We start from the raw sequence: 12,782 nt of genomic DNA, 5'->3' as shown, positions 1-12,782 counted from the left end.
CACCAGGGCCGCAAGGGGGACGGGATGCCGGGCTGGCTCACCCTGTGGAGGGGGATGGCCAGACTGCAAACCCTAGTCGAAGGTGTGCGTCTGGCACGTAAAATCAAGACTTATGGGTAATGACAAGGGCTAAAGCCGGGGGCTTTCAGGGACAGAGCCATGCAGACTGACACGACTCGCTTCCCCCGAGTACGGGCGGTTTACAGCGCCCCAGCCGCGAACGGAGATGTTCACGGCTGCGAAGTGGTCTGCGTTCCCAACGAGGCCGCACGACCGACAGACGAACCTTGCCTGCGAAACGCGGTTGAGCTTCTCGCAGTGCCCGCAGGCGGGGCAGGTGCGGGAGGTGTTGCGGGCGTCAACCTGAACCAGGGGCACTCCGGCACGTTCGGCCTTGTAGCGGAGTTTCTGGCCCAGGTCGAAGAACGACCAGCTATGCAGGGTGGAGCGTTGAGGCTTCCTGAGCCGTACCCGGTTGCGGATGCCTTCGAGGTTCTCGATGGCGATGCCGCGCCCGGTGCGTTGAGCCTTCCCCACGATGCGCTTGCTGACCGTGTGGTTGGTATGGTTGGCAAAACGTTTCTCTTTGCCCGAAAGCTTCTTCAAGCGGCGCTTGGCCCCTTTGGTGCCCTTCTTCTGCAACTTCTTCCTGAGCCTCCGCTGGCGGTGCCGAACCGAGTTGAGGTGCGACCCCGAGTAGGCTTCCCCGTCGCTGTCGGTGGCGATGTTGACGATGCCCAGGTCAACCCCGAGAAAGCCCTGGGGGTCGAGAGTGGGCGGGTCGTCGTACTCGCACCACAGGTGGACGTACCAGCTATCGCGGCCCCTGACCAACTGCCCGCCCTGGATGCCCCTGGCGCTGCGCAGCAGGTGGCGCTGATACCCGGCGATGCGCATGGGGACCTTCACCCGCCCGTCCACGGTGGAGAGGCTGACCACCTCGGCTTCGACATCGACCGACAAGATGCGCCGGTCGTAGTCAACCGAGGTCGCCTTGAACCCCCCGGCCCTGTGCCCCTTACGCTTCCCGACGCGGGCGATGGCGCGGATGGCGAGGTTGGCGCTGAGGCCGAAGCGCTCCCGGAGCTCCCGGTACACCAACCTCTGAAGGGCGAACTTGTTCCAGGCGTTCTCCCGCCGCGCCACCTGCAAGGCGTAGTTACAGGCGTTGGCAAACCGGTTCACCGTGCGGGAAAGCTTCTCGGCTGTACTCGCACCGGGTATCAGCCTGCATCTCACGGACAGGAGGGACATACCTTGACTCAGTATATCACATTGACGACCATTCGGCGCTCGCAGAGCGCCACCCCCTTCATCCCCACGGCTGAAGTCGGGGGCTTCCGGGGGTGGTTTGGGTGAAGCAGGGCCACCTTCAACCTGGCCTTGCGGTAGTTGGCGCTGCCCTTCTGCTTGCGGCTCAGCCGACGTTGCAGCACTTTCAGGCGTGTCAGGTGCTTCTCCAGGTGTCTGGGATGCTCCACCTTCTCCCCGGTGCAGAGCACCGCGAAGTGCTTGAGTCCGAGGTCCACAAATGTTGTGAGATCGAAGTGTGGCAGCGTTCCACGCCGCGTTCGCATTCATCCCCCTCCTAAAGGGGTGGGATGAATGCGAACTTTTTTGTAAATACACGAAAACCCGGCCCCAGGCGCGGGGCCGGGCTATGGACACGGGCTCAGGGGTTGACGTAGAAGTAGGACTCGGCCACGTCGCGGCTCTGGGCGATGTTGCGCTCGAAGTAGATGCGGACCTGGTTGTTGAACTCGTCGTTGCTGAAGCGCCCCTCGATGCGGAGGCTGCCGCTGGGCCGGGTGTTGGTGTAGATGGCGCGGATGCGCTCGAGGCCGTAGGGCGAGTCGTAGGCCACCTGGTAGTACCCCGCGCCCTGCCCCGGCGGCGGCAGGATGGTGGTGCCCGCGTCGAGGTAGTAGGTGCCCAGGGTGTTGCTGTAGCCGCTGGCCTCGGTGCTCACCAGCGTGACGTAGCCGGGCTGGGTGAGGGTGATGATGAAGCGGATGCGGTCGCCGGGCCGGTAGCTCGCCCCGGTGCCCCGGTCGGGCTCGAGGCGGGTGATCACCCGGTCGAGGGTGACCCCGAAGCCCACGCCGACGCTCGCCGAGCGGACGTAGAGCGTACAGGCCGAGAGCAAGCTCACCAGCAACAGCGCGAATGCGATACGGAACGGCGTCTTCATGATTCCTCCACATTTCAGCTTAGGCGGCTCAAATTAACCCCGGGTCATTTTTGTCTGAGCTTTGTGTGCGGAACAGGGCCGCCTGGGCCACCGGGGCGAAGCTGCGGCGGTGCAGGGGGCAGGGGCCGTGGCGGGCGAGGGCCTCGAGGTGGTCGGCGGTGCCGTAGCCCTTGTGCCGGGCGAAGCCGTAGTGGGGGTAGGCCGCGTCGAGCTCGGCCATCAGCCGGTCGCGGGTCACCTTAGCCAGGATGCTGGCCGCCGCCACGGTGGGGGAGTCGCGGTCGGCCTTGGCCGGGGCCCGCAGGGGCAGCGCGGTTCGCAGGTGCAGGTAGTCGGTGACGAGGGCCTGGGGGGCGAGGGCGAGTTGCTGCAGGGCCCGCCCGGCGGCCGTGTGGGTCGCCCTGAGCACGCCGAGCGCATCGACCTCGGCGGCCTCGGCCACGCCCACCCCCCAGGCCAGGGCCACGGCCCGCACGCGGGCCTCGAGGCGCTCGCGCTGCCGGGGCGAGAGGGTCTTGGAGTCGCGGAAGGGGTGCTCGCCGGGCGGCAGGATCACGGCGGCGGCCACCACCGGCCCGGCCAGCGCCCCGCGCCCGGCCTCGTCCACGCCGCCCACGTAGAGCCCGGCGGCCCACCAGTCGGCTTCGGGAATTTCCACGCCCCCAATCTACTCGAGGCCCCGGGGCCGGGGGCGTTTGACCCTATGCCCGCCTCGGGCGCAGGGCCCAGTATGGAGGGGCTACAACCCGAGGAGGTGGGTTTATGGTCAGCACAAAAACAACGTCGGTCCGGCAGTGGATGACCGCCGACCCCGTCACCGTCACCCCCGAAACCACCGTCCCCGACGCCGCGCTCATCATGCGGCAGGGGGGCTTCCGGCGCCTGCCCGTGATGGAGGACGGCAAACTGGTGGGCATCGTCACCGACCGCGACCTCAAGGAGGCCATGCCCTCCGACGCCACGTCGCTTTCGATCTGGGAGATCAACTACCTCGTCGCCAAGCTGCCCGTGCGCGAGGTGATGAGCTACCCGGTGATCAGCATCGACGAGAGCGCCACGCTCGAGCAGGCCGCCAAGACCATGCTGGAGAACAAGCTGGGCGGGCTGCCCGTGGTCTCGGGCGAGAAGCTGGTGGGCATCGTCACCGTGAGCGACGTGCTGCGGGCCTTCGTGCACCCCGGGGCCAACTGAGCCCCGAGAAGCCTGGAGCCGGTTGCCCTGGCAGCCGGCTTTTTGCTGTCCCAAGGGTTTACTCCGCGATTCCCTTCCGGGCTGAGGCGGGACGCGGGATATAGCGTGTCACGACGTGACATACTGGGATCATGGCAACCAGATACCGCTTTTCGGTCGAGGAGTTCGAGCGGCTGTTTGCCGAGGTGAAAGGCGTCGAGCTGCTCGAGGGGGAGATCTACGAGATGAGCCCAATTGGACCAAAGCATGCGGCGGCAGTCGGGCGCATGACCGGCACGCTGGCTTCTCGGTTCGCCGGCCGGGCCGTGATCTGGGTTCAAAACCCCCTTCGCATCCCACCCTCCTCCGAACTGCAACCCGACCTCATGTTGCTGCTGCCTCCAGACGGACGCTACGAGAGCCGCCTGGCTGAACCGGCCGATGTTCTGCTCGTTGTCGAGGTCGGCGACAGCACCCTGAGCTACGACCGCGAACACAAGCTAGCGCTGTATGCCGAGGCTGGCATCCCTGAATACTGGATTCTCAATCTCGTAGACGACGTTTTGGAGGTTTACCGGGAGCCCATCGGGCGCAACTACCGCTCGAGGACGCTCTACCGCAGTGGGGAACCCGTGGAGTTCATGGGGGAGCGGCTGGAGTGGTGGTAGGTGCCCGCCCGGCCATCTTGACAAGCCGGTATACCTTGTATAACCTTGCTTCCGGGATGATCTTAAGTGCAAAAAAACCAGTCGCCGGGGGGCTAGCCTGAGCTAGTCCGCGCGACTGCGTACCCCGGCCCGCCCCACCGCGCGGGCCGAGTTTTTTTGCAAGCACCCGAGGGGACCATGGGCAACGCTCACGCACAAAGCAGGCGCATCGAGGTCGTGGACACCACCTTCCGCGACGGCCAGCAGTCGCCGCTGCTCTTCGACACCGAGAAGTACCGCTTCACCCTCGAGGAGAAGAAACTGCTCCTGGCGGGCCTGCTCGAGCTGGGCGTCACCCACGTCGAGTTCTTCTCGCCCGTGGTGGGCATGGCCGAGGAGCGCGACGTGCGCGAGCTCATCGCCCACGCCAAGGCCCTCACCGGCCGCGAGCTGCGCTTGCTGGCCCACTGCCGCTGCCACCCCGACGACATCGAGCGCTCGCTCGAGGTCGGCTGCAACGGGCTCAACCTCTACCTCGGCGTCTCGCCGCTGGCCCAGCGGCACAACGCGCAGAAGAGCCTCGAGGAGGCCGTCGCGCTGGCGAGCGAGGTGATCCGCAGCACCCGCGCTCGCCACCCCGGCCTCTACCTCCGCTTCAGCGCCGAGGACGCCTTCCGCACGCCCAAAGAGGACCTCTTCCGCCTCTACGACGCGGTCGCCCCCTACGTTGACACCCTGGGCCTGCCCGACACGGTGGGCATGGCCGAGCCGGAGGACGTGACGGCGCTGGTGTGCGCGCTGCGCGAGCGCTACCCGGGCGTGGACCTCGAGTGCCACTTCCACAACGACCGGGGCCTGGCCCTCGCCAACGTGCTCGCCGCCGTGCGGGCGGGGGTGCGCTACGTGGACGCCTCGATCTGGGGCCTGGCCGAGCGCTCGGGGATCCCCTCGGTGACGGGGGTGCTCTTCAACCTCTCCAAGCGCCACCCCGAGCTCGCCGAGCAGTACCAGCTCAGCCAGTGCTACCCCCTCAACGTGCTCATGGCCTCGATCCTGGGCACCCTGGTGCCCTACACCGAGCCGGTCTCGCTCACCAACCGCACCCACACCGCCGGGGTCCACCAGAAGGCCGTGCTCAACGAGAAGAAGGTCTACGAGGCCCACAACCTCCACGACTTCGGCGTGGACAAGAACCAGCTCCTGCTGGGGCCGCTGTCGGGCTGGAACCTGATCTACTACTACCTCAAGGAGGTCGAGGCGCTCGAGATCAGCAAGGAGCAGGCCAAGGAGATCGCCCACGAGTTCAAGCGCCGCACCCACGAGATCGGGCGCAGCAAGAAGCCCGAGGAACTGCTGCTCGAGCTCGCCCAATCCCACGGCATCCGCAAGCACGCGCTGCCGGAGGAAGTGCCCACCGCCCGCTTGGAGAACCTGGACTGAGGGGTTATGTCAGAGATTGCCGTACTCTTCCTCGCGGATCCCGGCGTATTTGAGGATTTTCCGGAAGGTCCCTTTGGGCAATTCGCCGCTGTGAGAGGGGATTGCGGTAGTTTGCCTAGGCGGCATTCACTTCCACCTCTACCCACTCCCCATCCGGCTCGGGGATCGGAAGACCCCGGCGTTTCAGCGCGTCAAGCAGCCCCTCGAGCGCTGCCAAAACGTTGCCGATGGCTTCCTCACGGGTATCGCCGTCGGAATGAACCCCAGGAACCGCCGGGACATCCGCCAGCCAGACCCCCGGCTCTTCCGGATCTTCGTAGACGTGTACCCAGTACCTGCGTTTCATACCCTGATTTTAGGAGGTCGAGATGGGCCTAACCCTAGCCGAAAAAATCCTTTCCCAGCGGGCCGGGCGCGAGGTGCGGGCCGGTGAGCTGGTGGTGGTGGAGGTGGACCAGGTGATGGTGGTGGACTCCATCGCCGGGAGCTTCTTCAAGCGGCTCGAGCAGCTCGGGGCCACGCCCCGCTACCCCGAGAAGGTCGCCATCGTCATCGACCACGTGGCCCCGGCGGCCAACGTGGAGGTGGCGAAGGCGCAGAAGGAGATCCGGGAGTGGGGACAGCGGGTGGGCTGCCGGGTCTTCGACGTCGGGCGCGGCATCTGCCACCAGGTGCTCGTCGAGGAGCGGCTGGCCCTGCCCGGCGGGATCGTGCTGGGCTCGGACTCCCACTCCACCACCTACGGCGGCGTGGCCTGCTTCGGCAGCGGGATGGGGGCCACCGACATCGCGCTGGCGGCGGCCTCGGGCCGCACCTGGCTGCGGGTGCCCGAGAGCGTGAAGGTGACCTTCCGGGGCCGGCTGAACCCTGCGGTGAGCGCGAAGGACGCGGCGCTCGAGATGGTCCGGGTCCTCACCGCCGACGGGGCGACGTACATGAGCGTGGAGATCCACCTCGAGGACGGCGCCGAGTCCCTCACCCGCAGCCAGCGCCTGACCCTAGCCAACCTCAGCGTGGAGGCCGGGGCCAAGTGCGGGCTGGTGGTGCCCAGCGGCGAGATCCTGGAGCTCTACGACGTGCCCGGCTGGCTCTACCCCGACCCGGACGCCGCCTACGTGCGCGAGGTCGAGATCGACCTCTCGGCCCTGACCCCGCGCGTCTCGGTGCCCTTCTACGTGGACAACGTGCAGACGGTGGACTCGGTGATGGGCAAGAAGGTGGACCAGGTCTTCGTGGGCACCTGCACCAACGGGCGCCTCGACGACCTGCACGAGGTGGCCGAGGTGCTGCGCGGGCGCAGGGTCGCGCCCGGCGTGCGGATGCTGGTGATCCCGGCCAGTTCGCAGGTGCTCGAGGAGGCCACCGCCGACGGCACGCTCCTCACCATCCTGCAGGCCGGGGCCACGCTGGGGACGCCGGGTTGCGGGCCCTGCATGGGCCGCCACCAGGGGGTATTGGCTCCGGGGGAGGTCTGCGTCAGCACGTCCAACCGCAACTTCAAGGGCCGCATGGGCGCCGCCGACGCCGAGATCTACCTGGCTTCTCCGAGGGTGGCGGCGGCGAGCGCGGTGGCCGGGTTCATCACCACGCCGGAGGCGCTGAACGCCGAGCGCCCGACGCCCAACGCCTGAAGGAGATGGCCTTGTCTACGCCTTACACCACGCTGGAACGCTTCCTCGAGCACTGGGACGGGGTGCGCCTGGTCACGCTCAAGCTGCTGGAGAGCTTCACCGAGCACGACCTGAATTACCGCCTGGTGGAGGACTGGCGCAGCGTGGGCGAGCTCTTCCACCACATCGGCGGGCACCAGTTCTACGCCTGCCGCGGGGCCCTGTTGGGGCGCTGGGAGCCCGAGCCCGGCGAGCCCGACGCGAACTGGAACGCCCACCGCGCCCGGGTCATGGGCTCGAAGGAAGCGCTGCGCGGCTGGCTGGTGAGCGTTCAGGGCCTGGTCCGCTCGTGGGCCGAATCGGCGGGCGAGGAGCGGCTCGAGGGCTTCCGCCCCGACAACCCCTGGCACGAGGGGATGCGCGGCTGGCTGCTCGTGCAGCACGCCTACCAGGACGAGGTCCACCACCGGGGCGAGCTTTACGCTATCGCGCGGCTCCTGGACCGGGAGGTGCCCGAGGTCTTCGCGGTGGAGCACCCCGACTACTGGGAGCCCCGCAAGTGGAAGTGACGTGTGCAAGGGCGCGAGGCCTCGCGCCCTAAGGAGAGGAACCCGATGGCACGAATCTGGAAATTCGGCGACTCCGTCAACACCGACGACATCCTGCCGGGCAAGTACGCCCCCTTCATGGTGGGCGAGGACAAGTTCCACACCTACGCCTTCGCCCACTTCCGCCCCGAATTCGCCCAGGGCTACAAGCCCGGCGACGTCCTGGTGGCGGGGCGCAACACCGGGCTGGGCTCCTCGCGCGAGTACGCCCCCGAGGCGCTCAAGCGCCTGGGCCTGCGGGCGATCATCGCCAAGAGCTACGCCCGCATCTTCTACCGCAACCTGGTCAACCTGGGCATCATGCCCTTCGAGGCCCCCGAGGTGGTGGACGCCCTGCACGACGGCGACGAGGTGGAGCTGGAGTTCGAGCGCGGCGTGCTGCGCCGGGGGGGCGAGACCTTCCGGCTCACCCCCCCGCCCGGCTTCCTGCTCGAGGCCCTCAAGGAGGGCAGCATCCTCGAGTACTACCGCAAGTACGGCCGCTTCCCGGGGGAGGGGCGCCCTTAGACTGGGGGGACTGGAGGTTGCCATGGACGAGATCGAGATCGTATGCCCCGCCTGCAACGACCCGCTGTACATCCCCGCCGAGGAGTACGACGAGCTGGTGGAAGGCGACGTGATGGAGTGCGAGAACTGCGGCGCGGCGCTGGAGTTCCTATCGCTGGAGCCGCTGGAGGTGGTCGTGGTGGAGGGCGGCGAGGACGCCTTCTTCGTTGACTGCCCCCGCTGCGGCACCCCCATCGAGGTCGAGGAGGAGGGCGAGCCCGTGACCTGCCCCGAGTGCGGCTACGCCTTCACCCCCGACTGGTCGGAGGTCGAGGAAGAGGAAGAGGCCTAGTCGCTCATAGCTGCGAAGCTATAGCAATAAACCAAACGCGAAGGAGGAAAAACCATGACAGCCGAATGCGTCGAATGCGGAAGCCCTATCGAACTGGATAACCCCGAACTGGGCGAGCTGGTCGTCTGCGACACCTGCGGGGCCGAGCTCGAGGTCACCGGCCTCGACCCGCTCAAGCTCGAGGCCGCCCCCGAGGAAGCCGAGGACTGGGGGGAGTAGGCGCCGCGCGCCGCCGGGAGCCGAGGGCCGGGGGCCAGGGGTTCAGCCCCGCGCCCTCGACCCTCGACCCTCGACCCTTGACCCCCGACACGACTATGCTAGCCATCCTCTACGACCGCATCCGCCCCGACGAGGAGATGCTCTTCAAGGCCGCCGAGGCCTTGGGCATCCCCTTCAAGAAGATCTACGCCAAGCAGCTCCCCATGCGGCTGGGGTCTCGCCCGGCCGAGCTCGAGGGCGTCACCACCGCCGTCGAGCGCCTGGTGAGCCAGAGCAAGGGCCTGGCGGTGAGCCGCTACCTCACCAGCCTGGGCATCCCGGTGGTCAACCGGCCCGAGGTGATCGAGGTCTGCGGCGACAAGTGGGCCACGAGCTGCGCCCTGGAGGCCCACGGCGTGCCGCAGCCCCGCACCGCGCTCGCCACCGAGGGCGAGGAGGCCCTCAAGCTCATCGAGGCGATGGGCTACCCCGTCGTGATGAAGCCGGTGGTGGGGAGCTGGGGCCGCCTGCTCTCGAAGATCAACGACCGCGACGCCGCCGAGACCGTCTTGGAGCATAAGGAGGTTTTGGGCGGCTACCAGCACCAGCTCTACTACGTCCAGGAGCTCGTGGACAAGGGGGGCCGCGACATCCGGGCCTTCGTGGTGGGCGAGGCCTGCATCGCGGCGATCTACCGCTCGAGCGAGCACTGGATCACCAACACCGCCCGCGGCGGCAAGGCTTCGAATTGCCCGGTAACGCCCGAGCTCGCCGACGTGGCCGTGCGGGCCGCCAAGGCGGTGGGCGGGGGCGTGGTCGCCATCGACCTCTTCGAGAGCGAGCGGGGGCTGTTGGTCAACGAGGTCAACCACACCATGGAGTTCAAGAACTCGGTGAGCACGACGGGCGTGGACATCCCGGGGAAGATCCTCGAGTACGCCTGGAGCCTGGGCAAGACGTGAAGCCCTGGAGGGCAATGTTTGATATTTGTTGACAGGAAATCAACCCTGTCGGATAATATTCCCACGACTCCCCGGTGTAAGCCGGTTGGGCAGCCCGCAGGCTGCCCGTTTTTTATAATCACGCCATGCCTGGTGATAGCATCGTGTATGTCGACGGCTTCAACCTCTACTACGGAGCTTTGAAAGGTAGCCCGCACAAGTGGCTCGACTTGGAAGCGTATTTCAAGCGGATTCGCCCAAATGACTGTATCCGGAGAATTCAATACTTCACGGCCAGGGTCAAGGGTAAAAGCGATCAGGCAGCGTATTTGTCTGCTCTATCAACTACGCCCATAGTTCATACCGAGTTTGGACTTTTCAAGAGCAAGCGCATTCGATGTGGTGTTTCTTCTTGCTCCTATACAGGGGATCGTAGGTTCTCGGCTTTTGAGGAAAAGGGAACAGACGTAAACATTGCCTTGAGGATGCTTGATGACGCCTATCAACAAGCCTGTGATCGGTTGATCTTGGTGTCGGCGGATTCGGATTTGGTGCCTGCCTTGAAGCTAATACGCCAGAGGTTTCCCCAAATACGCATCGTTGTCTACCTGCCTTATCGGGATGTCGTTCTTCCTAACGGAACCGTCAAGCGCAATCCTCGAGGAGCGGCCAGGGAGCTACGTAGTGTGGCGCATCAATGCAAACAACTGCCACTGGCGGAATTGGGCAAGGCCCAATTCCCCGACGCTCTACCAGATGGCAAAGGCGGCTTTATCCAAAAGCCATCCTCTTGGTAGATGCACATGGCCTTTCAAGGCCGCGCCCGGCTCTGCCCGCTGGCGATTCCCCCCGCGATCAGGTGGGCCGTGCGCAGGGGCTCGGGGATGTTGGAGTGAAGGGCGAAGCGCCGGAGGGCCCGCTCGGCCTGCTCGAGGCTCAGCCCGGCCCGCTGCACGTAGACCCCGGCCACGGGCTCGGGGATGCCCGCTTTCTCGATGAGGGCCCACTTGCGCCTGCCGCCCGGCACCTTGCCCAACAGCGCTTCGCGGATGGCCTCGAGGCCGGGCATCCGGCGGGTCACCACCAGCACGGGGCGCTCCAAGGTCTCGGAGAGCCGGTGGATGTCCACCACGTTGAACCCGGCCAATGCGATGCCCTGCAGGAAGACGAGCTGCAGGCTGGCGTTGAACTTCGAACGCAGCACCAGCCGGGCCAGGACCTCGGTGCTGTTGCGCCCGTCGCGGCGGATTTCCCCGCGCAGGACGCCCTCGAGGCGCGCCCCGGCGTACACCGCCCCCACCACGCTCACGTCGCCCCGGTGCTCGCGGGGGAAGGGGAAGTCGTCGAAGCCGACGGCGTGGGAGAGTTTGGAGGGCTTCATGGGAGACTGCCTGGACGATAGCACACGCCCGAGTAGGCTGGGGCCGGGCATGCTCTATACCCTCGGTCACTCCAACCACAGCGCCGGGAAATTCCTCGAGCTGCTGCGGCAGCACGGCATCGAAGCGGTGGCCGACGTGCGCTCGCAGCCGGTCTCGAGGTTCTCCCCCCACTTCCGCAAGCGGGAGCTGGAGCGGCTCCTCGCGGAGCACGGCATCGCCTACGTGTGGCTTCCCGGGCTCGGCGGCAGGCCCCAAGACCCCGCGCTCCGCGACGCGGCGGGCCGCCCGGACTACGCGAGGATGGCGGCGTCGGCGGCGTTCGGGGAGGGGCTCGAGGCGCTGAAAAAGCTCGCTTCCGGGCGCCGGGTCGCCGTGCTGTGCAGCGAGGAGGACCCCAACCGCTGCCACCGCCGGCTGCTGGTGGTGAAGGCCCTCACCGGGGAAAACCCGGCGCTGGCGGCGGAGATTTACCACATCCGCAAGGACGGGTCGGCGCAGGCCGAGGCGGAGCTGGCCCGGTTCGACCCGCCGCCGGGCCTGTGGTAGCCAAAGGCCCCGGCATCGGATATGCTGTTGCCTTGATTTTGGGGATGCCAATGGAGAAAAAGACCGTTTCCATCGTGGGGGGCTCCGGCTACGCCGGGGGCGAGTTCTTGCGGCTGGCGCTGGGGCACCCCGGCCTCGAGGTCAAGCAGGTGACCTCGAGGCGCTACCTGGGCGACCCGGTGAACCTGGTCCACCCCAACCTGCGCGGGCGCACCAACCTCAAGTTCTCCGACCCCGCCGCGCTCGAGCCCTGCGACGTGCTGGTGCTCTCCATGCCGCACGGCGTCGCGGCCAAGGAGTTCGACAAGTACAAAGGCCTCGCGCCCGTCATCCTCGACCTCTCCGCCGACTTCCGGCTCAAGAACCTCGAGCTCTACCGCAAGTACTACGGCGAGGAGCACCCCCGCCCCGACCTGGTGGGGCAGTGGGTCTACGGCAACCCCGAGCTGCACCGCGAGGCCCTGAAGAGCGCCGACCGCATCGCCTGCTGCGGCTGCAACGCCACCGCCATCCTGCTGGGGCTCTACCCCCTCATCCGGGAGGGGGTGCTGGCCCCCAAGCCCATCTTCGCCACCGTCATGATCTCGACCAGCGCCGCCGGGGCCGAGCCCAGCCTGGCCTCGCACCACCCCGAGCGCGCGGGCTCCATCCGGGCGTACAAGCCCACCGGGCACCGCCACACCGCCGAGGTCCTCGAGAACCTCCCCGGCAAGCCCGAGCTCTACCTCACCGCCGTCGCCACCGACCGGGTGCGCGGCATCCTCATGACCGCCCAGACCTTCCTGCAGGACGGCTGGAGCGAGCGCGACGTGTGGCAGGCCTACCGCAACGTCTACGGCGCCGAGCCCTTCATCCGCATGGTCAAGGTGCGCAAGGGCATCCACCGCTACCCCGACCCGGCCGTGGTGGAGGGCACCAACTACTGCGACGTCGGCTTCGAGCTCGAGGAGGACACCGGCCGCCTGGTGGTCATCAGCGCCATCGACAACCTGGTCAAGGGCACCGCCGGCCACGCCATCCAGTCGCTCAACGTGCGCATGGGCTGGCCGGAGACGACCGGGCTGGAGTTCACGGGGTTGCATCCTTGAAAAGCGGTCAGCTATCGGCGGTCAGCCGTCAGCCATCAGCTTGTGGCTAGTGGCGTCTGGTTACCCCCCCCGGCCCTCCCGCCGGCGGGGAGGGTTTATCCCCCCAGCCCCCCTTGCTAAGGG

Annotated in this window: 19 protein-coding genes; 13 read left to right on the top strand and 6 right to left on the bottom strand. The window is 67.1% G+C overall.

Annotated features, from left to right (window positions below; translation table 11 throughout):
- Nucleotides 1-120, top strand: a 120-nt coding sequence (locus Mterra_RS23455) for an IS4 family transposase (protein WP_147372510.1), incomplete at its 5' end; no start/stop codon positions are given.
- A gap of 9 nt (nucleotides 121-129) precedes the next feature.
- Here the strand turns inward: Mterra_RS23455 and Mterra_RS13490 are convergent.
- The 4 genes from Mterra_RS13490 to Mterra_RS13475 all read right to left on the bottom strand — a co-directional run bounded on the left by Mterra_RS13490 (nucleotide 130) and on the right by Mterra_RS13475 (nucleotide 2,849).
- Complete coding sequence (locus tag Mterra_RS13490) at nucleotides 130-1,254, bottom strand: RNA-guided endonuclease InsQ/TnpB family protein (RefSeq protein ID WP_119315655.1); 1,125 nt, start codon at nucleotides 1,252-1,254, stop codon at nucleotides 130-132.
- An 8-nt stretch (nucleotides 1,255-1,262) separates the two neighbouring features.
- A complete protein-coding gene (locus Mterra_RS13485; RefSeq protein WP_119315654.1) occupies nucleotides 1,263-1,577 on the bottom strand; it encodes a transposase in 315 nt (104 codons plus the stop codon).
- A gap of 95 nt (nucleotides 1,578-1,672) precedes the next feature.
- On the bottom strand, nucleotides 1,673-2,191 hold the full coding sequence (locus tag Mterra_RS13480) for a DUF4384 domain-containing protein (protein ID WP_119315653.1): 519 nt from the start codon (nucleotides 2,189-2,191) through the stop codon (nucleotides 1,673-1,675).
- A gap of 28 nt (nucleotides 2,192-2,219) precedes the next feature.
- Nucleotides 2,220-2,849, bottom strand: a complete 630-nt coding sequence (locus tag Mterra_RS13475; protein ID WP_119315652.1) for a ribonuclease HII — start codon at nucleotides 2,847-2,849, stop codon at nucleotides 2,220-2,222.
- A gap of 104 nt (nucleotides 2,850-2,953) precedes the next feature.
- Here Mterra_RS13475 and Mterra_RS13470 point away from each other — a divergent pair, with 104 nt between their 5' ends.
- From Mterra_RS13470 to Mterra_RS13460, 3 genes are all read left to right on the top strand, one after another.
- Nucleotides 2,954-3,382, top strand: coding sequence for a CBS domain-containing protein (locus Mterra_RS13470; protein WP_245971629.1), 429 nt, complete (start codon nucleotides 2,954-2,956; stop codon nucleotides 3,380-3,382).
- 131 nt (nucleotides 3,383-3,513) lie between these two features.
- Nucleotides 3,514-4,029: a Uma2 family endonuclease gene (locus tag Mterra_RS13465; protein ID WP_119315650.1), complete on the top strand. Its 516-nt coding sequence runs from the start codon at nucleotides 3,514-3,516 to the stop codon at nucleotides 4,027-4,029.
- A 177-nt stretch (nucleotides 4,030-4,206) separates the two neighbouring features.
- Complete coding sequence (locus Mterra_RS13460) at nucleotides 4,207-5,448, top strand: LeuA family protein (RefSeq protein ID WP_119315649.1); 1,242 nt, start codon at nucleotides 4,207-4,209, stop codon at nucleotides 5,446-5,448.
- 115 nt (nucleotides 5,449-5,563) lie between these two features.
- On the opposite strand, the gene Mterra_RS13450 is transcribed toward Mterra_RS13460, so the two are convergent.
- Nucleotides 5,564-5,794 carry a type II toxin-antitoxin system HicB family antitoxin gene (locus Mterra_RS13450; RefSeq protein ID WP_119315648.1) on the bottom strand — a complete coding sequence of 77 codons (231 nt, stop codon included), beginning with the start codon at nucleotides 5,792-5,794 and terminating at the stop codon, nucleotides 5,564-5,566.
- A 22-nt stretch (nucleotides 5,795-5,816) separates the two neighbouring features.
- On the opposite strand from Mterra_RS13450, the gene Mterra_RS13445 reads away from it, so the two are divergent.
- The 7 genes from Mterra_RS13445 to Mterra_RS13415 all read left to right on the top strand — a co-directional run bounded on the left by Mterra_RS13445 (nucleotide 5,817) and on the right by Mterra_RS13415 (nucleotide 10,440).
- The gene (locus tag Mterra_RS13445; protein WP_119315647.1) at nucleotides 5,817-7,079 is read left to right on the top strand and encodes a 3-isopropylmalate dehydratase large subunit; all 1,263 of its coding nucleotides are present in this window, start codon (nucleotides 5,817-5,819) and stop codon (nucleotides 7,077-7,079) included.
- An 11-nt stretch (nucleotides 7,080-7,090) separates the two neighbouring features.
- Nucleotides 7,091-7,627: a DinB family protein gene (locus Mterra_RS13440; protein WP_170159666.1), complete on the top strand. Its 537-nt coding sequence runs from the start codon at nucleotides 7,091-7,093 to the stop codon at nucleotides 7,625-7,627.
- 45 nt (nucleotides 7,628-7,672) lie between these two features.
- Complete coding sequence (locus tag Mterra_RS13435) at nucleotides 7,673-8,173, top strand: LeuD/DmdB family oxidoreductase small subunit (RefSeq protein WP_119315645.1); 501 nt, start codon at nucleotides 7,673-7,675, stop codon at nucleotides 8,171-8,173.
- Nucleotides 8,174-8,195: 22 nt separating this feature from the next.
- Complete coding sequence (locus tag Mterra_RS13430; RefSeq protein ID WP_027891236.1) at nucleotides 8,196-8,504, top strand: TFIIB-type zinc ribbon-containing protein; 309 nt, start codon at nucleotides 8,196-8,198, stop codon at nucleotides 8,502-8,504.
- Nucleotides 8,505-8,558: 54 nt separating this feature from the next.
- Nucleotides 8,559-8,723, top strand: coding sequence for a lysine biosynthesis protein LysW (gene lysW / locus Mterra_RS13425; protein ID WP_027891235.1), 165 nt, complete (start codon nucleotides 8,559-8,561; stop codon nucleotides 8,721-8,723).
- A gap of 95 nt (nucleotides 8,724-8,818) precedes the next feature.
- Nucleotides 8,819-9,664, top strand: coding sequence for a lysine biosynthesis protein LysX (gene lysX / locus Mterra_RS13420; protein ID WP_119315644.1), 846 nt, complete (start codon nucleotides 8,819-8,821; stop codon nucleotides 9,662-9,664).
- A 125-nt stretch (nucleotides 9,665-9,789) separates the two neighbouring features.
- A complete protein-coding gene (locus Mterra_RS13415) occupies nucleotides 9,790-10,440 on the top strand; it encodes an NYN domain-containing protein (RefSeq protein ID WP_119315643.1) in 651 nt (216 codons plus the stop codon).
- A gap of 14 nt (nucleotides 10,441-10,454) precedes the next feature.
- Here the strand turns inward: Mterra_RS13415 and Mterra_RS13410 are convergent, their stop codons facing one another.
- Nucleotides 10,455-11,024: an endonuclease dU gene (locus tag Mterra_RS13410; protein ID WP_119315642.1), complete on the bottom strand. Its 570-nt coding sequence runs from the start codon at nucleotides 11,022-11,024 to the stop codon at nucleotides 10,455-10,457.
- Between the two features lie 49 nt (nucleotides 11,025-11,073).
- Between Mterra_RS13410 and Mterra_RS13405 the strand changes: the two genes are divergently transcribed.
- Together Mterra_RS13405 and argC are read left to right on the top strand one after the other, a co-directional pair.
- Nucleotides 11,074-11,571 (top strand): DUF488 domain-containing protein, encoded by a 498-nt coding sequence (locus tag Mterra_RS13405; RefSeq protein ID WP_119315641.1) that lies wholly within the window; start codon nucleotides 11,074-11,076, stop codon nucleotides 11,569-11,571.
- A gap of 50 nt (nucleotides 11,572-11,621) precedes the next feature.
- Nucleotides 11,622-12,659, top strand: a complete 1,038-nt coding sequence (argC, locus tag Mterra_RS13400; RefSeq protein WP_119315640.1) for an N-acetyl-gamma-glutamyl-phosphate reductase — start codon at nucleotides 11,622-11,624, stop codon at nucleotides 12,657-12,659.
- The last annotated feature ends 123 nt before the right edge of the window (nucleotides 12,660-12,782 follow it).

It is taken from the genome of Calidithermus terrae (assembly GCF_003574345.1).
Classification (GTDB): domain Bacteria; phylum Deinococcota; class Deinococci; order Deinococcales; family Thermaceae; genus Calidithermus; species Calidithermus chliarophilus.
The sequence above is the reverse complement of the archived record's forward strand: the minus strand, read 5'-3'. Positions and strand labels throughout refer to the sequence as shown.